This window comes from Paraglaciecola aestuariivivens, assembly GCF_052983255.1.
In genome coordinates this window covers 321,361-344,614 of record NZ_JBRKBA010000004.1, presented here as the reverse complement: position 1 = coordinate 344,614, position 23,254 = coordinate 321,361, and the positions used below count along the sequence as shown (strand labels likewise).

Sequence of the window (23,254 nt, the reverse complement as noted above, 5' to 3'; positions counted from 1 at the left end):
CTTAATGGGGTTTAAAGTCTATGGAGTGTAAATCGTGCTTTTTCATCAACTTATGCATGTCGGTACGGTTGCGACCGGCTAACTCTGCAGCCCTAGTGACATTTCCATCGGTCATTTTTAATAGCTTAAGCAAATACTGTTGCTCAAAGCCTTCTCTTGCCTCGGTTAAGGTTGGCCACTTTTGTTCTGAGGAAGATAAGGCTTGCTCGACTAAATGAGTGGCAATAACAGGAGTATGAGTAAGCGCTACGCACTGCTCTACCACATTAACTAATTGCCTAACATTGCCTGGCCATAAACAAGTGGTAAGCAGTTGCATAGCATCATCTGAAAATCGACTGGCTTTAACCTGATGGCGTTCAGCACTGTTTTTTAATAAATAACGCGCTAATAAAGGAATGTCTTCTGAGCGTTCACGTAAACTGGGTAGTGTGATATTTACCACGTTAAGTCGGTAATATAAGTCTTCCCTAAAGTTTCCCTCTTGCATCTCTTTATTAAGATCTTTATGGGTGGCAGAGATAATTCGCACATCTATGCCAATTTGTTTACTGCTGCCTACAGGTCGAATCATATGCTCTTGCAGCGCTCTAAGCAGTTTAACTTGCAAAGTGACCGGCATATCGCCAATTTCATCTAAAAATAAGGTTCCGCCATTGGCTTCTCTAAATAATCCTTGGTGTTCATGCACCGCTCCTGTAAAGGCGCCTTTGGCATGCCCGAACAGTTCTGACTCTAGTAAGTTTTCTGGCAAAGCCCCACAGTTAATGGCTACAAAGGGTTTATCTGAACGTTTGCTAGCTTTATGAATAGCTTTAGCTAACAGTTCTTTACCTGTACCGCTAGCTCCACTAATTAACACACTGACATCGCGCTGAGCAACACGGTATGACTGATCTAACAATTGCTGCATAGAGAGTGAGCGGGTAATAATATCTTCACACCACAAGCCTCGTTGTGCCCTTTGTTTTTGTCCAACGGCTTCGGTTAACAGGCGACGTAATTCATCATGATCTATTGGTTTTGCCAAAAAACCAAACACCCCTCTTTGGGTTGCATCTACCGCATCTTGTATAGTGCCGTGAGCTGTCATTAAAATAACTGGCACATCTTTACGCAGCGCCATGATTTCTTCAAACAAACTCAAACCATCTAGGCCTGGCATTCGTAAATCACTTAGTACCACATCAAAGTTTTGCGAAGCCATGAGTTTCAGAGCTTCTTTGCCTCCAGTTACCCCTTGTACACTGTAACCTTCACTCTTCAATCTTAAGGTCATTAAACGCAACAAACTTTCGTCGTCATCCACTAGCAACACATTAGGTGCAGAGGTGTGAGTTTGAGTCATCATTTCTCCTTATTGATGTTTTGCATAATAGAGGCTTCAATATTTAACAACTGTTCGATTTGAATCTGTTGTTTATCTAATTGCTGTTGTAATGCTTGAATAATGTTGCTTTGTTCTTGGTTTAACCTTTTTGCTGTAGCTAAAGCCGACTGTAACTCTAAAATATCTTGACTAGGGTGATAAATGCCAACCAGTACAAATCGTCGCATATCAGGACTAAACTTAGGCAACAGAGTTTCTAACCAACTCTGGGAGCGCAAACGATTTTGATAAGGGGTTGTTTTGCCTTGGCTTAATAAGACTTTTTTTAATAAATCGGCTTTGCTACTGCCTAGAGCATCAATTTTTTGTTTTCTTTCTGACCAGCTTAACTCTTCACTTGCGCCCCAGAAGCGTAGCCAACTGTCTAGTTCGCAGGACTCAGAATTACTAGCTTTAGCCCACACACAAAATGCTTTATTTGCTGATTGTCTGTCGCTCTTTATATTCGCCCGTTCAAGCAAAGTACAACCACTAAGTAAACTAACAAGTGAAAAGCTTATAATTAGTAACGTTTTCATAGATTCGCTTCTTGGCAAGGGATCTGAACTCGAATACATACTTCAGCATAATCTACAGAAACAAATTCTGCTTGCCCAAACATCATTCTTGCGCAATCTGCGACAATAGATAACCCCAATCCAGAGCCAGTTATGCGATCATTTCTTTGCCCTTCTCCGCGATGAAAAGGCTGAAATAAGATTTCTGACTGGGCTGGTGAAATATGTTGTCCGTGGTTTGCAAAGTCTAATACCTGCATATTATCGCGTTGATATAACTTAATAATGATGGGGGTGTGTTTGCTGCCATGGGCTAGTGCATTAGACAATAAGTTATCTAATATGCGTCGAAACAGCTTTTCATCTGCGTAAATGCTGGCTAATTCAATATTCAGATCCACTTGATGTTGATAACGATTAATGGCCAAACTATTTTCAGTGATAAATTGTTCAAATAGCGGCTGGCTATCAATATTTGAAAACACGGGTTTAGCTTGTTGTAACAATAGGTTGTAATCCAATAACTGCATAATCAATAAATTTAGTCTGTCGGTACTAGAATTAAGCAAAGTTAACACTTCTTGCTGGTCTTCATTCATTGACCCTAAAACCTGCTCAGTTAACAAAGAACAGCCTTCTTTAATACTAGCTAAAGGCGTTTTTAATTCATGAGAAGCATGCCTAAGCAGCGCATGTCGCATACTTTCAAGCTGCATCAGGCGCGCTGCTAAACGGTGCAATTTGTGTTCGAGTTCAATTAACTCTTTAGGTCCTTGCTTAGAAATTGTAGGCAGGCTCTTATCTTGTCTGGAAATGGCACGAATAACCTGCTCTAACTTAGAAACGGGTTTTAAAATGGCTTTAGAGCCAACAACTAACAATACAAAACACATGCCGAGCAGCATGGCGGTCAACCAAAACTGAGTTTGCTGCACAGACATGACATAAATTTGTTGGGCCTGAATACGGCTATCTAGTCGAGCAGAGATTTGCTCCGATACATCCTTTAGGTTTTGTTGAAAGTCTGCTAATTGAGCTTCCATCAGCATATCATCTTCTTTACCAGTGAAGTTTTCTATCCATTCAACTCGTTCCTGCAAACTACCACAATGCTGTTGATTAGGTAATTGTTCACATACTTGAAATTGATAGCCTTTGAACCCTTGGGTAGATTTAACTATTAGTTGTTTTAAGGCCTCATTTTGGATCACTTGATACTGTCGAACCTGTCTCTCTATGTCTACAGCTAGGCTTTCTAACTTACTGACTTGGCGCACTATAGTGACAGCATTTTGCGCTTCACTTCGGGCAATTTGAGCAATGTCCTCCAGCTTAATTTGACTATAACCCACCAATAACATCAAAGGCACCAACACTACTACAAAACTCACTAAAGTGAGTTGTCGCAAAGAAGCCAGTTGTATATTAAAGCGCGGTAGAGGTTTCAAATATTTTGTTTATTCCATGTAATGAATAGGTCAGTCCCCCTATTCTATGCCGTTAAAATTCTGTGCTACACCTTACTATTCACCCTTGCAACCCTTGGCAGAGATTATCAGAATCCTATCTTGGCAAGTATCATCAAGTTGAGCAACCGAGAAGGTGTTGGCCTGAGTGACCAAGGAAATAAAAGTATAAACTATAGCCAGTACCAGCAACAATGGGAGTAAGTATTTAGACCTTTTCATGAATTCATCCTTTAAAATTGGGCTGCAGTTTTCAATAACTCTCAATAAAAAAAGTGGCATCCCTGCCACTAACGACATAATAGATAATGTTTTAAAACCCTAGACCAGTCATAAAACACCTAATATCAAGTTATTACAAAGACTATGCCAATAAAATTATTTATAGGTATATCAATGAGTTAACTGATGCATGAAGCTAGATTGAACTTTTAAAGTTTGAAAATCACCCATAAATGTCTGCAAAAAGCGACACCTAATCATTTGGTTAGATAATTTATCTTTAAATCAGTAGGTTAAGAAGTCGCAAATTAGAGACATCTAGATTTTAGTCTGGCTTAACCGACAGTTTGCTTTGAATAAATTGGCTATGAGGTATGTACAATAAGTCAGCAATTTTACGAATTGTATATTCTTCTTCTGGGCTAAGTGTATGATCGGCATAAGCCACAGCCCAAAGCGAATCAAGCACGGCTCGTTTTTCTGCAGGCCCGTACAACTCATTAATTACCCGGGTAAATTGTTGGTAATCGGCAGCAGTGTCTGATTGATTTTGAGTGAGCTCGGTTAACTCGTTAAGCTCTTGTTGAGTTAACTGAAAATGTTGAGTTAATTGTTGTAAATAACTTTGATGCTCGGTTTCTTCAAGTTTATGGTCTGAGCGCATGACTTCGTACAAAAGTACAGCCGTTGCTAATTCAATGCTGTGCTGTGTTGATACTTCTGTTTGCTCAAATTGACGAGCAAACCAATCTTGAATACTTGATAACATTACTTACTCCTCATTAACCGCGTTAGCTAAAATCCTTCCGGCTAACGCCTTTGCCGTTTGAAAGGCTGCTTCAACAGATGCACCATGACTCCAATCCCCCCCTGCATAGAATCCTAAATGACTAGGGGCCACAATGCCTAAAGCGGGTTGGCCAAATTCAGGCCTAGCAAAACGCCAATAGTGTGCGTAAACTGCCCTTACTTTAGGCTTGGCATGATTAAAGATCTGGCTAAAGCCTCGACTCGCCGCTTGCATAGCCGCTTCTTTTCCTTGGTCTGTTAGTTGCTCAGATAGTTCATGAGCCAATTGCGCGACCCATATCTGCCCTTCCCCCTTTTCAGACAATGGTCGATTTGGCTTAGCGCTATCACAGACTAAAGTTTGTAACTGGTGGTGTTTTAAATACACTAAGTCTAAATCTTGCTCTAGTTGAGTATCTACTTTCAACACTACCGACCAACAACTGCTCCAGTTTTGTTGCAAATTGGCGAGACTAAAAGGCAAACTAGAGTTGCTGATCAGTTTTTGCACTTGCGGCCAGGGAGCGGTAACTACCAATTTATCAAAGGTATTTTCTAGCCACTTATCTGCAACTTTGAGTTGCCAACCTAATTGCGAACTAAAGGCTAATTTGGTTACTGCACTATTAAATTGACAATCAGCGTGGGCAAGCCAGGTATGGCAGGCCGAATTCATTTTATCCTGAAAAACAAAAAAACTATCGGCAGAGTCTGTAGTTTGCATTTCTTGCGTGAGCTGTGAATATCGAGCGATTTTTTGGGGCCAGTTGATGGCTAAAGCATTGTCGCATTGAGATTGCATAAAACCTCTGAATTCTTGGCTTTTGCAAGGCACTATAGTAGCACCAATGTCGGCTTGCCCCCAGTCTCCACGCTTGGTACTAACACGGCCTCCACATCCCCGTGCCTTTTCGAAAACAGTGATGCTATGGCCGCTTTCCTTGAGTAAATAAGCGAATAGACTGCCTGTGATCCCAGCACCAATCACTGCAATCTTCATGATTAACGACTCTGATCTGCAAAAACGATTAAATGTTCAAGATCGAGACGAATACCAATTAGCTCGCTCACTGCATGGTCGTGATGACTTAAGGCTAAACATAACACTCGGTCTTGGCCAATTTGCTGCAATTGCAAATCATATAAAATGTGTGATCCTTGAAATGAGCGATCGATAACTTTGGCAAAGGTCGGACTAGAATCATCATGTACAATATCATCGGGACGAACTAAAAAGACCACCTTGTCTCCATGTTTGAAGGGGCTTTTAGGATCTAAAGGGAAATTGCCTAAGCCACTGATAATTTTTCCGTTGTCTACTGTGCCTGGTAAAAACACCCCATCACCAACAAAACTTGCAACAAAACGGTCGTTAGGTCGATGATAAAGCTCATAGGCGCTAGACCATTGAAGTAGCTGACCTTTAAACATCACCCCTATCACATCAGCCATAGCAAAGGCCTCGTCTTGATCGTGGGTAACCATTAATGCGGTAGTATTTTCGTGCTTTAAAATGGCTCTTAAATCCTTAGCTAAACCATACCTCAATTCTGCATCTAAACTTGAAAAAGGCTCATCTAATAACAACAAATCTGGCTTGTTGGCCATAGCACGCGCCAACGATACCCGCTGCTGTTCACCTCCCGACAAGGCATGAGGGTAACGATTTTCATAACCAATCAGTCCAATTAGGGCCAATAGCTCGGTTACCCGATCGCGCTTTTGTGAAGCCGATTTTTTGTGTAGGCCAAACGCGATATTTTCAGCTACTGTCATATGTGGAAACAAGGCGTAATCTTGAAATACCACAGCGACATGGCGTTTTTCGGCAGCTAAATGTTTGCTATCACTGCTAACGGTTTCCCCTCTTAAACAAATTTCACCTTTTGCACTTTTTTCGAAACCAGCAATTGCCCGCAACAAAGACGTTTTGCCACACCCAGAGGGGCCTAGCAAACAACCTATTTGCCCTGCTTTTAGCTCAAAGCTAACATTTTTCACTACTACCTTTTTTTGATAGGCAACAGATAACTGCTTGATACTTAACATTAAGCTCCTTAGTGCTGTGCTTGATTATCAATGAGTTTGGTCAGCAGGACCACTGGTATGAGCCCTACCCCAACTATGGCCAAAGCTGGCAATGCCGCATCCATTAACCTTTCATCTGAGGCTAACTCAAAGGTTCTAACCGCCAAAGTATTAAAATTAAATGGGCGTAAAATAAGGGTGGCAGGCAATTCTTTTAATACATCAACAAATACTAATAAAATGGCACTAAGCACACTGGTTTTCATCAATGGAATATGAATTTTGCTTAGGATTTGCCTTGGTCTTAATCCAAGTGAGCGCGCTGCATCATCCATACTAGGTTTGATCCTAGCTAATCCTGTATCAATATTATGTAAGGCAACCGCTAAAAAGCGACAGGCATAGACCAAAACTAAGGCAAACAAAGTACCTGAAAAAATTAAACCAGGGGTGAAATTGAACCATTTATCTGTAATGGAATTGACCCACAAATCAAACCAACTAAGGGATATTAGCGCCCCTATTGCCATGACAGTACCAGGAATGGCATAACCTAAACTTACCGCCCCTACTAATACGCGAACCGATTGCATATTTAGCAATCGTTTACTATAGGCAAAAAATAAGGCTAAACACACTGCCGTTAACGACGCCAAAATGGCCAAATAAAAACTGTTCCATAATAACAAAGCAAAGTCGAGATTCAGATGCTCGGTTAAGGTTTGGCTAGCCCAAACCGCTAGTTGGGCTACCGGCAAAATAAAGCCTAACAATACCGGAATAAAACACACAACCGGTACCCAAATGGCCTTGGCTCCTACCAGCTTGATTCGTTCAGGCTGGCGCTTTTGCTGACCTTGATAATAGTATCGAATTTTTCGTCTAGAGATAAATTCAATAAGCAGCAAAATTATCACAAAACTAGTTAATAGCGCCGCTAACTGCGCCGCGGCCATGCCATTGCCAAGGCCAAACCAAGTTCTAAAAATTCCAGTAGTAAAGGTACTTAAACCAAAATATTGCACTGTACCGTAGTCTGCAAAAGCTTCCATCATAGCTAAGGCTGCCCCCATCAAAATGGCGGGTCGAGCTAAAGGTAATAAAACTTTCAAAAGATAGGTACGGTTTGACACGCCTAAACTACGGGAGACTTCTTCAAGACTGGCAGGTTGTTCGCGAAATGCGGTGCGTGCCAACATATACACATAGGGATACAGTACCAGAGCCAGCATAATAATTGCTCCAGCAAGTGAACGAATTTCGGGGAAATAATAATCTCCATATTGCCAGCCGAAGATGACTCTTAGTTGACTCTGAATGGGGCCGGCAAAATCTAATAAGCCAGTATAGGTGTAAGCAATTATGTAGGCTGGCATAGCCATAGGTAACAACACTAACCATTGCAATTGTTTTCTGGCAAAAAATTCATACTTGGCAATACACCAAGCTAAAGGCGTGCCTATCAATATGACTAAAAAGCCAACACCAAATGCTAGGCCGAGAGAATTTAAAACATAATCTGACAACACCGTGTTGTATAAGTGTTGCCAAACTTCAATTTGTGGAAAAGCTAAGCTTGAAAACACTAGCCCCATAGGTGTGACTAATATCAAACAAGCTAACACTATTATGGCAAACCATGGATTAAACCAATCATGGCGACTCATAAATAATCCACTTCCTTGTGAGGATATTTTTTAAGGGTTATTTCCAACCTGCTAAATCCATCAATTGCACAGCTTTGGCGTTTAACTCACCCAATTGGCTTAGGGCCACTTGCTCTGCTTTAAACTGACCAAAAGATTGCAACAACTCACTCCAAGCTACCCCATCAATCACAGGATATTCATGGTTTGTTTTGGCATACCACTGTTGAGATTCTTGGCTTAATAAAAAGTTTATTAACTTAATAGCTGCGTCTTTATTAGGTGCATTTTTTGCCAGTGCAACGCCAGATACGTTGACATGGCTGCCACGGTCGGCTTGATTTGGCCAAATGACTTTAACTTTTTGCGCTTGTTTTTGACTGGTTTCGTCAGCGGTTAACATACCAGCTAAATAATAGGTATTGGCAATGGCGATTTCACATTGACCTGCCGCTACCGCTTTTATTTGATCGCGATCGCCTCCTTGAGGAGAGCGGGCAAAATTAGCCACTAAGCCATTTAACCAAGCTTGGGTTTGTGCTTCACCTACTTGCGCAATTAAAGATGCCACCAATGATTGATTGTATATATTACTCGAGCTACGAATGCAGATTTTTCCTTGCCATTGTGGCTGGGTTAATTGCTCTAAATCTGTAATAGCAAGCGCGGCTGGATTGCTTGCATTGACCATTAGAGGTCTAGCTCTTAATGACAGCCCTACCCAATGCCCTTGCTCATCTCTATAATTGCTTGGCACAGTTTGAATGCTTGAAGTTAACTCAACGGCTTGAGTTAATCCTAAGGTTTTAGCACGATATAAACGCCCAACATCTGTGGTTAGCAATAAATCAGCTGGACTAAATTTACCCTCACTCTTAAGGCGAGTAATTAAATTGTCAGCTTTGCCTGTTACTAAGTTTACGCTTATGCCGGTTTGCTGAGTAAACTTATCAAGCAGAGGTTTGATTAACACTTCTTTGCGAGCAGAATATAAATTAACTTGCTCAGCACTTACTGTAGAAGACAACAAAGTGCCCACTACAATCAAGCAATACATGATATTTTTCACGTGGCCTTCCTAAAGAAAGAAATTAATAAGGAAAGAATCTTAATCTAATTGAGAATTATTCTCAATAGCAATTATTCTTCTTCAAACATTAAATAGTGACTTTCGTGCATACCAAGAGAATGATAAGTTTTTTGTGCGATTAGGTTGTCTTTTTCTACGTACAAGCGAAAGCCGCACACGTCTTTTTGTTGCTCAGCCAAGGCCTTAACTTGAGTATAAAGTTTGGCGTATACGCCTTTCCTTCGATACTCAGGTACCACATAAACGCTTTGGATCCACCAAAAAACCGCATTTCGCCAATCACTCCACTCTGTGGTGACCATTAAACTGCCTACTACCTGGCCATTGACTTCGGCGACTAAATAATAGCCTTTGCTTTTGTCTTTAATTAAACTGGCCACCCCTTGTGACAGAATGCTCTCATCTAAGCTTTTATTTTCGGTTTCTTGCGCCATTAATTGGTTAAAAGACACCAAAGACGCCAAATCTTGTTCTTGTGCCACTCTAATTGCAATATTCATTGTTACTACTTACTCCTAGACTGAATATCAAATTCTACATCAACTGTATTGCCATTGTGACTGTACTGCACTGACTGACATAACTCCTGAACCAGTGAAATCCCTCGGCCGTAACACTTTTCAATATTATTTTCGAGTTTATCCACTTGTAATTGTTTAAATCCAGCACCTGAATCTTTCACTTGAATTTTTAACATTGGACTATTAGGACTAAATTCTGTGCTAATCACTATTTGTGCATCTTCTAATTCTGCTAGCCTTTTTTCTCTTTGAGTAAAGTAGGCAAAAAAGCCTTCATCAGATTGTTTAAGCTCAGAATCTAATTTTAACACCCCATGTTCCAATGCATTATTGTATAACTCACCCAAAACAGTAAACAGCTCTGAATGACTACCATATATACCTAAATGATTAGTAATAAGTTTAACTAGCTCTACTATAGGGTCAGAAGACTTAATTTGTTCGGCATCTAAATCTAATACTATTTTAAAAGGCACTTTTGAAATGGTATTAGTATTAGCTATAGTGCCTAATTCCTGACTATTGAAGATCACCATAGTCACATCATCTTTACGCTCTCGGCCCGCCAAAAACTCTTCAGTTTTTTTAATGACCCCTTCAACGTTGATTTCAGGTTGTTGATTTAACCATTGCTCTACCCCATGCTCGCCTAACATCTGATTTTCGGGATTTTCAATTTCTACTAAACCGTCGCTAAAGGCTATTAAACGTTCGCCTTTGCGCATTTCGTAACGTTCAACTTCAGCTTCAAACTCATGTTTTTCTAAAATACCTAGAGACATATGCCGCGAAATAAAACGTTTAACAATTTGGCCTTGTTGATTTTGAATTAATAGGTTTGGCATCCCCCCATTCCACACATCAATTTTGTTTCCCGCGGAATTAATTTCCACTAAAGCTGCAGCAAAAAACATATCGTCTGGCAGTAGCATCAGTAATGTTTGATTAATGGTTTCGGCCATTTCCATCAAAGAAAGGCCTTTTTTAGACATAGTTAAAAAGGTTTGCGAAACTGGCAATGCGCCTATGGCAGAAGCTAAACCATGACCAGTAAAGTCACCTATTAAAAAATACAGTCCGCCAGTGGGGCTAGCATTAGCCAAAAACAAATCGCCGTTAAAATCACTGGCGGGGTTGAGGCAATAATCTAGGTATTGGGTATAAGATTGATTAATAGAAAGGGCGTTAGCAAAAATGTGCTCAACAATTTTATGCTCGCGCTCAATAGAATTACGATAAAAAGATAATTGTTTGTTTTGTTCGTGGGCTTTTTTACTTAATAAACGGGTTCTTGCGTGCGCTCGAATTTTTGCGGCTAAAATGACTTTATCAAAAGGCTTAGCAACAAAGTCGTCGCCCCCTACCTCTAAACACCTTGCCAGGGTTTCTTCTTCTTCAAATGCAGTCATAAAAATAATAGGTAAATAAATGCTACCTGCTATTTTTTTCACTGCACTGGCCACTTCAAAACCATTGACTTCTGGCATAACAATATCGAGCAAAATCAAATCAGGTTTAATTCGCTTAACTAACTCTATTGCTTCTGCGCCATTTTCTGCCTCAAAGGTATCCAGGTAGCCCTGTTGTTCGAGCATATGAATAAGCAAAAAGCGATTGAGGGTATCGTCATCAACTACCAGAATTCGCATGATGAGTACGACTAGTTATTCAATGTCGAATTTTTTGCCAAAACGCGCAATCTGTAAAATCTTAAGCACTTGCGGGCGGCAATGACTAATTGTAAATTTAGTCACTTTATCACTCATGCTTTTATGCATGTTAAGTAACATACCTAGTGCAGAACTATCCATGTATTCGGTTTTACGTAGGTCAATAATTATAGAGGTGACACTATCTGTGCCTTCTGTATATGCAAGTCTAAAGTCTTGAACTTTGCCAAAGTCGAATTTTTCTTCGAGGTAAATGGTTAATTGTGAACCATCTTCAGAAAACTGTCTTTCTAAACTCACGGGTTTCTCCCTATTAACAAGTAGCTAGTCTAGCACTTTGTTGACACATATCGATATTAAATAACAGTTTAGTGTTTTTGCCTACTCACAATGTTTTTTTTTTAATAGAATACCAGTTCTATCGAGTTAGCATTAAGAATAGTAAATATATGAGCAACGATAAACTAGTGTACAGCACAGATTTGGGGCGAATTCGTCCGGAACCTGCCCCTAAAACTCTAACTAAATCAGATGGAATAGTCCGAATTCGTCGAGAGACTAAAGGCAGAAAAGGCAAAGGTATGACGACCATAAGCGGGTTAGAGTTAGCAGATCAAGAGCTAAAAGCACTATGCAGCAAACTAAAAAAGATGTGTGGAACAGGTGGTGCAGTAAAAGACGGCATTATTGAAATCCAAGGTGATAACAGAGATAAAATCAAAGCAACTCTTGAACAACTAGGCCATAATGTGAAATTGGCGGGCGGTTAACAGCCTGTAGCCAATTTTACCGAGGAACAAGCATGCAGCACATCACACTATCTGAAGTAAGTATTATATTAGTCGAACCTTCAGATACTCAACGTAAAATCATTACCAAGCAACTGGAAGCTGCAGACATCAAACAAGTTGAAGCAGTAGGTAATGTGGAACAGGCATTAGTCGCTATAGCCAAAAACACCCCTGACTTAGTTGTCAGCGCTATGTATTTTGAGGATGGAACCGGGCTAGACCTGATCAAAAAAATGAAACATCAGGCTGCCTTGGCTGCCATTCCATTTATGTTGGTATCTAGTGAAAACCGTATATGCAAACTAGAAGAGTTTAAACAATCAGGGGTAGCCGCCATTTTGCCTAAGCCCTTTACTCCAGACAGTTTATCTAGCGCGTTAAAAGCCACACTTGATCTAATTAATAACGATGAAGTGGAGTTAGAGTTATTTGATATTGAAGAGGTAAGAGTTCTATTAGTGGACGACAGCACTTTGGCTCGTAATCACATAGGTCGAGTATTAAAAGGCTTAGGCTTACAAAAAATTCTTGAGGCTGAAAACGGCGCTCAAGCCCTTACACTTTTAAAAGATAATACTTTTGATCTGGTGGTCACAGATTACAATATGCCAGAGATGGACGGCAGAGAATTATCCGAGTTTATTCGTTTTAATCCTGAAACAGCCCATATTCCTATAATTATGGTAACCAGTGAATCTTCTTCAAGTTTGCACATGGCCAATATACATCAAACAGGTGTCAATGCGCTTTGTGATAAACCCTTTGAAGTCAAAGAAGTACGAAAATTATTAGTCTCCTTGTTAGGTGAATAAGCCAAAAACCTTTATTAGGCGATATTGCTCAATAAAAGTCAGAAAGATTATTTCACAGTTTCAAAGTTGCCGACTAAAGTTAGGCTACTAGCGCTATGGAGCTAGCCATTTGAACCAGCAAAAGTGAGGCATAATGTCAGTACCAGAATTATCCGAGTTGAGAGTCAAAATAACTGAGTTAGATACTCAGTTGTTGGCTTTATTAGCGCAAAGACAAAGTTTTACCAATCAGGTAGCTGAAACTAAAATTAAAAATAAAATTCCCGTACGCGACCAAAAACGTGAAGAACAACTGTTAATTCGTTTAATTAAAGAAGGGCAAAAGCTTGGATTAGATCCACATTATGTTACTCAGCTTTTTCACGTTATCATTGAAGATTCAGTGTTAAATCAGCAAGCTTTACTGGCTGCCAGAGCCAACCCTGATAGTAACTTGCCATTAAATCGAGTGGCCTTTTTAGGGGATAAAGGCTCTTACAGCTACTTAGCCACACAAAAATACTTTTCTCGTAGGCCAGGCGAAGTGTTTGAAATTGGTTGTCAGAGTTTTGCTGAAATCATTAAAAAAGTCGAAACCAACGAAGCCGATTACGCTGTGCTACCAATAGAGAACACCTCATCTGGTAGTATTAACGAAGTATATGACCAATTACAGCATACCCATTTATCTATAGTAGGTGAACTGACCCACCCTATTAAACATGCACTTTTGGTGGCTGCCGAAACCGAATTACGCAAAATAAAAACCTTGTACGCCCACCCCCAAGTATTTGCCCAGTGCAGCCACTTTTTGGCGGAACTAGGCAATGTTGAGGTTAAACCCTGCGATAGTACGTCTGCGGCAATGTTAAAAGTGGCTGAATTAAAATCAGATAGTGTGGCGGCTATGGGTAGTGAAAGTGGAGGTAAACTTTATGGTTTACACGCCATCCAATCTAATCTAGCTAATCAAAAAGAAAACCACAGCCGCTTTTTAGTGGTAGCTCGGGATAGCGCACGGGTGCCTTTACAAGTGCCAGCTAAAACCACTTTAGTGATGTCTACTGTTCAAAAACCTGGAGCCTTAGTTGAAGCTTTAATGGTGCTTAGAGACAACAATATAAATATGACTAAGCTGGAGTCTCGACCTATTAATGGTAATCCTTGGGAAGAGATGTTTTATTTAGATGTTGAAGGCAATGTGCAAGATGGACCAATGCAAAATACCCTAGACACATTACGCGCTATGACCAAATATTTTAAAGTGTTAGGTTGTTACCCGAGTGAAGATATTAATCCAACCAAAGTTGCCGCTGTAAGTGCCTTAACAGAATAGAATATTGGGGATACTAACTTATCCCCAATTTATTTAACGCAAAATACGATCATCATCAGCTTTTAATAATAATTGTTTACTGCTTAACAAAGATTCTTGAGCATAGTCACCAAACCAAGCCGCAATATTATTAAACGCCTGAATAAATTCAGTTTTATTATTTTGTTCAAGCATCTTAAGTGCTTGATTAAAATTGAGTTGAAACGCCTTTAACATAGCCAAACTGTCTTTATTGTCGAAAATTATGTCTGCGTAAAGTTTAGGATCTTGAGCAAACAACCTACCTACCATAGCCAGCTCTAAGCGATAGATAGGCGAACTTAACGAAATAAGTTGGCTTAAATCTGGGTTTTCATTGGCTAAATGGGCACCAAATACAAAACTACAAAAATGCCGCATGACTTGAATAAATACCATGGCATCATCATGTTCTTTGGCGTCAGACTGCTCTAGCACTGCCCCCCAAATTCGCATTTGCTCAAGCAACCATTGATACTTTTCAGCTTGCCTACCATGACATACAACAACAACTTGCTTAACTAAACTTGGCACATCTGGACCAAACATGGGGTGTAATCCAACCACTGCACCTGAATGTACCGCCAGCATAGAAGCTAATGGCTTTTGTTTAGTACTAGTAATATCAGCTAAGATACAATCTTCTGGCAATTGGTTTAACTGCGCAATGATCTGCTCTGTTAAAGCTATAGGAACCGCCACTAAAACTAAGCCTGCATCCGCCAATATAGCTTGAGCTTGAGGCCAATCGTTTTGTTCTAGTATGGCCACTTGATAACCACTGCGGCTAAACATATCTACAAATACTCGACCTAAGGCCCCCGCGCCCCCTACTACAACCACTTTTTTAATTTGTGGGTTGGTACATAGGTATTTAACATTTTGGGTATGATAAGACTCACGCATAATACGCCGCAACAAGTCCTCAATTAAAGCGGGAGAAACCTTTTGGGCTTCTGCTTCAGATCGCTTTTTAGCGATCAATTCCGCTTCTCTTTCTGGCACATAAATAGGCATACCTACCTGACTTTTATACTGGCCAACTTTCGCAGTAACTTCTGCGCGTTTTGCTAACAAAGTTACCAACTGACTATCAATATCGTCAATTTGCGTCCTTAGCTGCGCCAGTTGTTCAGTTCTTAAAGCCATGAGCTGTCCTAATTTTCTGGATCATTTCTTTTATTTAAACGCATGGGAAGCACAGTGATTAGTTTGTCCCGCATATGATTAATTAGGTCATCTGTGGTTTTCCAATCTATACAGCCATCTGTAATTGATACCCCATATTGCAACTCAGCTGGGGTTTTACCTTTGTTAGATTGATTGCCGTCTTTTAAATGGCTTTCTAACATTATGCCAATAATAGATTGATTGCCTTCTAGAATTTGATTGACCACATTTTGCGCCACCAGAGGTTGACGACGAAAGTCTTTACTAGAATTAGCATGGCTACAATCAATCACTAAATTTGGCGTTAAGCCTGCATTTTGTAATTCAGTCTCACAATCGGATACACACACCGAGTCGTAGTTTGGTTGTTTGCCACCACGTAAAATAATATGCCCATCTGGGTTGCCTTGAGTGGTGATCACGCTCACCTGACCATCGCTGTTTATTCCCATAAAACTATGCCCAGAAGCTGCCGATTGCAAAGCATTTATGGCAATATCTAAACTGCCATCTGTGCCATTTTTAAAACCAACAGGCATAGACAAACCACTCGCCATCTCACGATGGGTTTGTGATTCTGAGGTACGCGCACCAATTGCAGACCAACTAAATAATTCGGCTAGATACTGCGGGCTAATAGGATCTAAGGCTTCGGTTGCTACCGGTATTTCCAGCTCAGCTAACCAAATAAGCAGCTCGCGCGCTTTGCGCAAGCCTGTTTCTATATCAAAGGTATCGTTTAGATGAGGATCGTTAATTAAGCCTTTCCAGCCTACTGTGGTACGTGGTTTTTCGAAATAAACTCGCATCACAATGTAAAGGGTGTCTTTGCAGCTTTCATGTAACTCTTTAAGTTTTAACGCATATTCTTTAGCTGCGTCTATATCATGAATAGAACAAGGCCCACATATCACTAAAAACCTGTGATCTTTGCGCTGTAAAATATCACTGATAACCTGCCGAGAAGTCTGAATGATTTTTAATGCTGATTCACTTACGGGTAACTCTTCTTTTAACGCCTGTGGGGTAACTAATACTTTTTCTGAAGAAATATTAATGTTGTTGATACTGTCGCGTAACATGATTTAACTCTTAGTTTTAATTTAAAATAGCCTCGAATCTGAATTTCACTTGATCCCTAACTTGTCGTTCTCCCATTAACCCCAACATAATGTAACGAATTTATTACACCAGCACTAAGCCTAACACTAGAAGCAAGCTTGACTTTTTAACAGCATTCAAAATTAACAACAAGTGTTAATTTTCAATATTCAGCCACTTGGTGGTTTTTCAAACAACAGTTGCTTTTGTAAATGGCCTCACACATCTAGGTGTTTAATTACTTTAGCTGGCACCCCAGCCACAACAGTATTGGCAGGAACGTCTTTATTGACCACTGCACCTGCGGCTATCACAGCGTTATTGCCTATAACGACTCCGTCTAACACTTTTGCTCCCATACCAATCCATACGTTGTCACCCACAGTGATAGGCTTGGCTGTTTCTAAGCCTTTTTGCCTGAGTAAGGAATCTAAAGGATGACTGGAGGTAGAGATAAGTACCCCTGGCGCTAACATCACGTTTTGCCCAAATATTACTGGCGCTGCATCTAATATAACCACTCCGTGATTAGCATAGAAGTTTTTACCGACTTGAATGTTGTAACCATAATCACAATAAAAATCTGGCTCTATCCATGCTCCAGCACATCGCCCAAACAAGGCCTTGATAATTTTTCGTGCGGCTTTTCGATCGTCAATATCTGTTCGGTTAAAGGCTTGACATAAACGTTTGGCATGCGCCCGTTCTTGCTGCAAGGTTTTGTCACTAGGAAAAAACGCTTGGCCAGCTAACATTTTTTGTTTTTCAGTTAAATTGTTCATTTTTATCTTTCATATCGCCATGCCACAAATCGGCTAATTTTTTGGCCTTGACCCATGTCTATGGTTTTTACTTGGGTAACAGGTTGCTGCTTTAATGCTAGATAGATTTGCGCTAAGTGGGCTTTTTTAGAGACTAAGCTAGTAAACCAACCTACTTGCTTAGCATACTGAGCGCTTTGCTGGATCATAGTTTGAATAAATTTAAGCTCGCCGCCATCACACCACAACTCATTATTTTTTCCAGCAAAATTTAACCCTGTATCTTGTTTGTGGTTAGGGCTATGTGCGCCTCTTTTTATTTTATTACGCTTTAGGTTGTGATGTTTTCGAGCGGTTCCTTGTTGAGCATCTTGAGCCGATTGATGAAAAGGTGGATTACACATACAAAAATCGAATTGTTCGTTGTCTTGTATTACTCCGGTAAATATATCCGACTTATTGCTTTGCAGCCTAATATTAATCTGCCCATCTAATACCGCATTTCTTTTAATGATCTGCTTAGCAGTATTAACTGCAATAGGATCAATGTCAGTGCCTATCATTCTCCAACCATAACTGCGGTTGGCAATGATGGGGTAAATCATATTGGCCCCTACCCCAATATCTAATCCTTTTATGCTTTTGCCTGTTGGAATTTGCCCTTGATGCTCAGATGCCAATAAATCTGCTAAGTGATGCACATAATCCGCTCTACCTGGCACTGGAGGGCAAAGATAGCCTGGGGGAATATCCCACATCTTTATTTGGTAATAATGCGCTAACAAAGCTGCATTTAAGGCTTTAACTGCTTGTGGCTCGGCAAAGTTAATAGTGGCTTCACCATCAGGCTTAACCACCACAAAAGGCCGTAAAGGCGCATAACTCTTTATTAACTCATTTATCGGGTAACGCTGCTGATGTAAGTTTCTAGGATGTTTTAAATTCAAAATCCCACCCTACTGAGTGCTTGCAAGCATGTCTAAGGCCAATGCCTCGGCGACTTTAATACCGTCAATGCCTGCCGACCATATTCCCCCTGCATATCCGGCACCTTCTCCGGCAGGATATAAACCTCTGGTATTAATACTGTTGAAGTCTTTTCCGCGTTTAATACAAACAGGCGACGAGGTACGAGTTTCGACCCCAGTTAATAATCCGTCTTTTTTGGCAAAGCCTTTTATTTGTCTATCAAAAGCTGGAATGGCTTCACGAATAGCTTGAGTAACATAATCTGGCACCACTTTGGCTAAATCTGTCAGGGTCACGCCTGGCGTATAAGAGGGTTTAACTTCACCAAGCTCTTCACTTGACTTACCTTGTAAAAAATCACCAATTAATTGAGCTGGTGCATGGTAGTTTTCGCCACCTATTTTAAACGCCAGCTCTTCAAGTTGACGCTGTAAGGCGATACCTGCTAAAGGATGCTCTGGATAATCTTGTTCAGGGGTGATGCCTACCACTATGGCACTATTGGCATTACGCTCGTGCCTAGAGTATTGACTCATACCATTAGTTACCACTCTCCCACTTTCAGACGCTGCGGCTACCACTGTGCCACCTGGGCACATACAAAAACTATACACAGAGCGCCCGTTTTTACAGTGATGAACCAGTTTATAGTCGGCGGCCCCTAATATGGGGTGACCGGCGTTTTCGCCAAATCGACAGGCATCTATCATGGATTGTTCGTGCTCTATTCTAAACCCTATGGAGAATGGTTTGGCTTCTACATAAACGCCTTGTTCATACAGCATTTCAAAGGTATCTCTGGCACTGTGCCCGACAGCTAAAATAGCATGCTGACAGGGAAGAAATTGCCCATCGTTCAAATGCAAACCTTGAAGTTGCCCTTCTTCAATGGCCAAATTTTCAACTTTAGTACTAAAACGTATTTCGCCCCCAAGCTGGATAATTTGCGCACGCATTTTTTCCACCATATTCACCAGTTTAAAGGTACCAATATGAGGTTTACTAACGTATAAAATTTCTTCTGGGGCGCCCGCATCTACAAATTCTTGCAATACCTTACGCCCATAATGTTTACGATCTTTGATTTGACTATAGAGTTTACCGTCAGAAAAGGTGCCGGCTCCCCCTTCACCAAATTGCACGTTAGATTCGGTATTTAATGGTTGTTTACGCCAAAATCCAAATACGTCTTTGGTGCGTTCACGCACAGCTTTACCGCGCTCAAGCACTATAGGTTTGAAACCCATTTGTGCCAATATTAATGCAGCAAATAAACCACAAGGCCCGAGCCCAACTACCACAGGGCGCTGCGTGAGATTGTCTGGTGCCTTCGCCACAAATTTATAGGTCATGTCGGGGGTTTTACGCACATGGGGATCTTTGGCAAACTTAGTTAATAATAATTCAGGCTCGAGCACCTCAACATCTAGGGTATAAATCAACAAAATATCGGCTTTGTTGCGAGCGTCATAAGCGCGTTTAAATACCTTAAAAGACTGCAATTGTGAGGCAGGTATTTGTAGCTTTTGTAAAATAGCCTGAGATAACGCTTGCTCTTCGTGATTAAGCGGCAATTTAATTTCGTTTATACGCAACATATAGTTTCCAAAGATCGAACCAATTTAAAGCACCAATAATAGGCTGAGCTGCGTATTTTATGTTAGTTGGCTCCATTAGCATAGGTAAATAAGTCAGGGGATTTGGCTTGTTTTTTTGTGCTGCTAGATTATGATCCTGCCTTCAATCATTCTTTTAAATAGGCTCTTAAGCTATGACCTTTGTTGTTGGCGATAATTGCATCAAATGTAAATTTACCGACTGCGTACCTGTGTGCCCAGTCGATGCCTTTTACGAAGGAGAAAACTTTTTAGTCATCCATCCTGATATTTGCATCGATTGTGGCTTGTGTGTTCCAGAATGCCCCGCTGAAGCTATCTATCAAGACACTCAACTGCCCAAAAATCAGCAGCACTATTTACAAATTAACGCTGAATTAGCCGAAGTTTGGCCCAATATTACTGAGTTAAAACCCGCCCCAACCGATGCTGATGAATGGCTGGGGGTTGAGAACAAATTACCTTTACTCATTAAATAAAATAGAAACTCTGGGATTCTCTAGGTTAAAGAGCAAAAACCACTTTGGGCCATTCATTGTCTTAGCTTTGATAGTAAAGAGCCTTTCACTGAAAGGAAGATATATCGTACCGACTATACTAGACCATTACCTTGAGCGCTTTTGTTTGTAAAAAAGCCTAATTGCAAAACAGGTGGCATCGGCTTTTACTAGAATTTGCGATCACCTGACGCTATGATAATCCAAAAAATTAATACCTAGGAATTCCAGTATGCACATGGAAGAAGCCATCAGTAGGATTGCCATCTGTAAACGAGATGGTGACAGCGAGCTCGATCTAGAGGGGTTAGGTCTTTCTAAGCTACCAGAGGAAATAAATCAGCTGTCTCAACTGTGGCTACTGAACTGTTCGGACAATCAGTTGAAGTCTCTTAAAGGTATCGAAAACCTGACTAAGTTGACTAATTTAAATTGTTCTGGCAATCAATTGACTTCTCTCAGTGAGTTGAAAAAACAGGTCAAACTAGGGGCATTAGATTGTTCTAAAAACCAACTCACAACACTAGACGGCATCCAAAATTTACCCCAGCTTATGATTTTGGATTGTTCTCATAACCAAATTGAGTCTCTTGATGGCATCGAAAACTGCAATCAAATGCGCGTGCTTAACTGCGCAGAGAATAAAATAGTCAATATTGACAGCCTTGTTTCACTCAACGAACTTTTACGTCTAAATTGCGCCAATATCCAGCTGGAATCATTATCAGTTATTGGCGATTTATTGATGTTGAAAAACCTTGACTGCTCAAGCAACCGCTTAGCGACATTAAAGGGCATTACAAACCTCATTAATCTTACTGAGCTCAATTGTTCTGGTAACGAATTAACCAGCTTGCAAGATTTGCAAAGCCTTAGTGAGTTGCTGAGGTTGAATTGCTCGAACAATCAACTGACTTCCCTTATTGGCATTGCTGGGCTCACTCAATTAAGGACACTTAATTGTTCGAATAACCCTCTATCTAAGCTTGAAGGCCTGCACGATTTAACCGCACTGGTGTTTTTAGAGTGCAATCACAACCAATTAACCTCATTGGCCGGCACAGAGACACTCAAGCAACTTAATTATCTTTCTTGTGCCAACAACAAATTGTTCACTCTGGACGGTATTGAAAACTTTCATGAGCTTCGCAATTTAGATTGCAGTCAAAACCAATTGACCACATTGCAAGGTATTCAAGGCTTATCCCTCTTGCGAGGTTTGTATTGTACGGATAATCAGCTAACCACACTGCAAGGCATCGAAAAACTGACCAATCTTGAAGTATTGTTTTGTTCTGCCAATCAATTAACCACGCTCCAAGGTATTGAAAATTTATCTCAACTATCGGACTTGTATTGCGCAAATAATCTTCTCACCTCTTTAGATGGTGTTCATTACCTGACTAAACTACATGCATTGGATTGCGCGCACAATCAAGTCACATCACTAAAATCAATAGCCGATTTGAGTTTTTTGGAAGTACTCAATTGTGCCTATAACGCAATAGATTCACTCGAGGCTATTGCGCATTTACCTTACTTAGAAATACTCAATTGTGCCCATAACCAAGTGTCTACGCTAGCTCCCATCAAAAACCTAGACGATTTACGTGAGTTGGACTGTCGAAACAACCCCATTCTCGATATTCCTCCACAATATTTCGATAGTGTTTTCCGTATACAGCTCTTGTTACGTGAAATGGATGAGGATGAGGTAGTGCCAGGTAACGGGACGAGACACGATTTAAATTAGTCCTATCATCACTTGGTGTTACCTAAGTTTTATCCTTTGGGCTCATTAACAAATTTTTGAATTGAGGTTTTCGCCCCAGTTTTAGCGTGTTTATTTTGCACAAACTGACTGAAACACCGAGCTTTTTTTTACTTAATTCATTGCTAAACAACACTCAGGTCTAATTGTTATTGACCATAAAAAATCGAATAACATGGGCGACTAAGCTTTAATCTCGGGGTTTATTTCTTCTGACTATTCTCAAGCTTACCCAAGCGATTAATACCAAAAAGGCTGATATCAATGGCGCCGCAAAATAGATTTTCTTATGACTTAATCCTGTCGGTTTTTGAGGTAAGTTTGCGGGCTTGTTCAAACGCAAAATTGCTTGCTCAGGATCCTGTGCTTTGACTAACGCAATTAAGGCTTCCTTATGGCTATTTAGCAAAAGATTGTCTCTAGCCAAGCGTATTTGGTGGCCACGTTCATTAGCTATCTCGATTGCCGTGGCTTTTTCCTCACTAAGTGAACTAGGTGCTTGTTTTTGATTATCAGCGATTACTTGTTCTTCTCGTATCATTTTTTCAATAGAATCAACTGCAACTTTAGCTTCCTTGATTCGATCCTTGTTGATAATGTTAATAAGCTGATGAGTCATGTCAGATAAGATAGATTGCGCTCGATTAGGCAGCGAGTCACTATATTCAAGCTGATATAAGTTTTCCTCAACCACAGTAACACGGACTCGTTCTTTTACTTTTGCCAGCATAGTATCAACTTCATGGGTCATACTGTCCTCAGACAACAACTCGTTGTTGAACAACACTTTACGCAAAATATAGGGAGACAAAATAGCACTTTGCAACATGATTAGAGTGCTCTCTGTTGATTTATCTAGCATAGGCGACCCTATTAGTGCCTTGAGCGTATGATTATCCCTGACATCAATGCTAGTGCTAGATATATATCGCTGGGGAAAAAAGGACGCGCTCAGCATAATTAGGATCATAATGATTAAGTATGCTATTGCGCCTATTTTGTATTTGCGCCAACGTATATTTATAAATAAACCATCTTTATTAGCCACTTCAGTTGCTCCCGACATCTCTGCACTTTTCCCTGCATTCACTTTGCCAACACTTTTTCAAATCAG

The 23,254-nt window shown here is 40.4% G+C and carries 22 protein-coding genes; 5 read left to right on the top strand and 17 right to left on the bottom strand.

What is annotated here, in order from left to right:
* Position 1: 1 nt before the first annotated feature.
* The 11 genes from ACVCDT_RS08500 to ACVCDT_RS08450 all read right to left on the bottom strand — a co-directional run bounded on the left by ACVCDT_RS08500 (position 2) and on the right by ACVCDT_RS08450 (position 11,619).
* On the bottom strand, positions 2-1,348 hold the full coding sequence (locus ACVCDT_RS08500) for a sigma 54-interacting transcriptional regulator (protein WP_447132335.1): 1,347 nt from the start codon (positions 1,346-1,348) through the stop codon (positions 2-4).
* Positions 1,348-1,908 (bottom strand): hypothetical protein, encoded by a 561-nt coding sequence (locus ACVCDT_RS08495; protein ID WP_447132334.1) that lies wholly within the window; start codon positions 1,906-1,908, stop codon positions 1,348-1,350. Before ACVCDT_RS08495 ends, ACVCDT_RS08500 begins: the two co-directional genes overlap by 1 nt.
* Positions 1,905-3,296 (bottom strand): sensor histidine kinase, encoded by a 1,392-nt coding sequence (locus ACVCDT_RS08490; RefSeq protein WP_447132333.1) that lies wholly within the window; start codon positions 3,294-3,296, stop codon positions 1,905-1,907. The genes ACVCDT_RS08495 and ACVCDT_RS08490 overlap by 4 nt, the downstream gene beginning before the upstream one ends.
* A gap of 604 nt (positions 3,297-3,900) precedes the next feature.
* Complete coding sequence (locus ACVCDT_RS08485; RefSeq protein WP_447132332.1) at positions 3,901-4,344, bottom strand: tellurite resistance TerB family protein; 444 nt, start codon at positions 4,342-4,344, stop codon at positions 3,901-3,903.
* A 3-nt stretch (positions 4,345-4,347) separates the two neighbouring features.
* A complete protein-coding gene (locus ACVCDT_RS08480; RefSeq protein ID WP_447132331.1) occupies positions 4,348-5,364 on the bottom strand; it encodes an NAD(P)/FAD-dependent oxidoreductase in 1,017 nt (338 codons plus the stop codon).
* 2 nt (positions 5,365-5,366) lie between these two features.
* Positions 5,367-6,413 carry an ABC transporter ATP-binding protein gene (locus ACVCDT_RS08475; RefSeq protein WP_447132330.1) on the bottom strand — a complete coding sequence of 349 codons (1,047 nt, stop codon included), beginning with the start codon at positions 6,411-6,413 and terminating at the stop codon, positions 5,367-5,369.
* A gap of 8 nt (positions 6,414-6,421) precedes the next feature.
* Positions 6,422-8,059 (bottom strand): ABC transporter permease, encoded by a 1,638-nt coding sequence (locus tag ACVCDT_RS08470; RefSeq protein ID WP_447132329.1) that lies wholly within the window; start codon positions 8,057-8,059, stop codon positions 6,422-6,424.
* Positions 8,060-8,096: 37 nt separating this feature from the next.
* On the bottom strand, positions 8,097-9,107 hold the full coding sequence (locus ACVCDT_RS08465) for an extracellular solute-binding protein (protein WP_447132328.1): 1,011 nt from the start codon (positions 9,105-9,107) through the stop codon (positions 8,097-8,099).
* 71 nt (positions 9,108-9,178) lie between these two features.
* Positions 9,179-9,622, bottom strand: coding sequence for a GNAT family N-acetyltransferase (locus ACVCDT_RS08460; protein WP_447132374.1), 444 nt, complete (start codon positions 9,620-9,622; stop codon positions 9,179-9,181).
* An 11-nt stretch (positions 9,623-9,633) separates the two neighbouring features.
* Complete coding sequence (locus tag ACVCDT_RS08455) at positions 9,634-11,298, bottom strand: ATP-binding SpoIIE family protein phosphatase (protein WP_447132327.1); 1,665 nt, start codon at positions 11,296-11,298, stop codon at positions 9,634-9,636.
* 15 nt (positions 11,299-11,313) lie between these two features.
* The gene (locus ACVCDT_RS08450) at positions 11,314-11,619 is read right to left on the bottom strand and encodes an STAS domain-containing protein (protein WP_447132326.1); all 306 of its coding nucleotides are present in this window, start codon (positions 11,617-11,619) and stop codon (positions 11,314-11,316) included.
* A gap of 149 nt (positions 11,620-11,768) precedes the next feature.
* Between ACVCDT_RS08450 and yciH the strand changes: the two genes are divergently transcribed.
* From yciH to pheA, 3 genes are all read left to right on the top strand, one after another.
* A complete protein-coding gene (gene yciH / locus ACVCDT_RS08445; RefSeq protein ID WP_447132325.1) occupies positions 11,769-12,089 on the top strand; it encodes a stress response translation initiation inhibitor YciH in 321 nt (106 codons plus the stop codon).
* A gap of 32 nt (positions 12,090-12,121) precedes the next feature.
* Positions 12,122-12,922, top strand: a complete 801-nt coding sequence (locus ACVCDT_RS08440; RefSeq protein WP_447132324.1) for a response regulator — start codon at positions 12,122-12,124, stop codon at positions 12,920-12,922.
* Positions 12,923-13,055: 133 nt separating this feature from the next.
* Positions 13,056-14,237 (top strand): prephenate dehydratase, encoded by a 1,182-nt coding sequence (pheA, locus tag ACVCDT_RS08435; RefSeq protein ID WP_447132323.1) that lies wholly within the window; start codon positions 13,056-13,058, stop codon positions 14,235-14,237.
* A 33-nt stretch (positions 14,238-14,270) separates the two neighbouring features.
* On the opposite strand, the gene tyrA is transcribed toward pheA, so the two are convergent.
* From tyrA to ACVCDT_RS08410, 5 genes are all read right to left on the bottom strand, one after another.
* A complete protein-coding gene (tyrA, locus tag ACVCDT_RS08430) occupies positions 14,271-15,404 on the bottom strand; it encodes a bifunctional chorismate mutase/prephenate dehydrogenase (protein ID WP_447132322.1) in 1,134 nt (377 codons plus the stop codon).
* 8 nt (positions 15,405-15,412) lie between these two features.
* Positions 15,413-16,507, bottom strand: coding sequence for a 3-deoxy-7-phosphoheptulonate synthase (locus ACVCDT_RS08425; RefSeq protein ID WP_447132321.1), 1,095 nt, complete (start codon positions 16,505-16,507; stop codon positions 15,413-15,415).
* A 237-nt stretch (positions 16,508-16,744) separates the two neighbouring features.
* Positions 16,745-17,308: a sugar O-acetyltransferase gene (locus ACVCDT_RS08420; protein ID WP_447132320.1), complete on the bottom strand. Its 564-nt coding sequence runs from the start codon at positions 17,306-17,308 to the stop codon at positions 16,745-16,747.
* Positions 17,309-17,310: 2 nt separating this feature from the next.
* Positions 17,311-18,234 (bottom strand): 23S rRNA (adenine(1618)-N(6))-methyltransferase RlmF, encoded by a 924-nt coding sequence (gene rlmF / locus ACVCDT_RS08415; RefSeq protein ID WP_447132319.1) that lies wholly within the window; start codon positions 18,232-18,234, stop codon positions 17,311-17,313.
* A gap of 9 nt (positions 18,235-18,243) precedes the next feature.
* Positions 18,244-19,854: an NAD(P)/FAD-dependent oxidoreductase gene (locus ACVCDT_RS08410; RefSeq protein ID WP_447132318.1), complete on the bottom strand. Its 1,611-nt coding sequence runs from the start codon at positions 19,852-19,854 to the stop codon at positions 18,244-18,246.
* Between the two features lie 173 nt (positions 19,855-20,027).
* Between ACVCDT_RS08410 and fdxA the strand changes: the two genes are divergently transcribed.
* Together fdxA and ACVCDT_RS08400 are read left to right on the top strand one after the other, a co-directional pair.
* Entirely contained in the window at positions 20,028-20,351 is a 324-nt protein-coding gene (gene fdxA / locus ACVCDT_RS08405; protein ID WP_447132317.1) for a ferredoxin FdxA, read from the top strand.
* Positions 20,352-20,607: 256 nt separating this feature from the next.
* A complete protein-coding gene (locus tag ACVCDT_RS08400) occupies positions 20,608-22,122 on the top strand; it encodes a leucine-rich repeat domain-containing protein (RefSeq protein ID WP_447132316.1) in 1,515 nt (504 codons plus the stop codon).
* 208 nt (positions 22,123-22,330) lie between these two features.
* On the opposite strand, the gene ACVCDT_RS08395 is transcribed toward ACVCDT_RS08400, so the two are convergent.
* Entirely contained in the window at positions 22,331-23,230 is a 900-nt protein-coding gene (locus ACVCDT_RS08395; protein WP_447132315.1) for a GumC domain-containing protein, read from the bottom strand.
* Between the last annotated feature and the right edge of the window lie 24 nt (positions 23,231-23,254).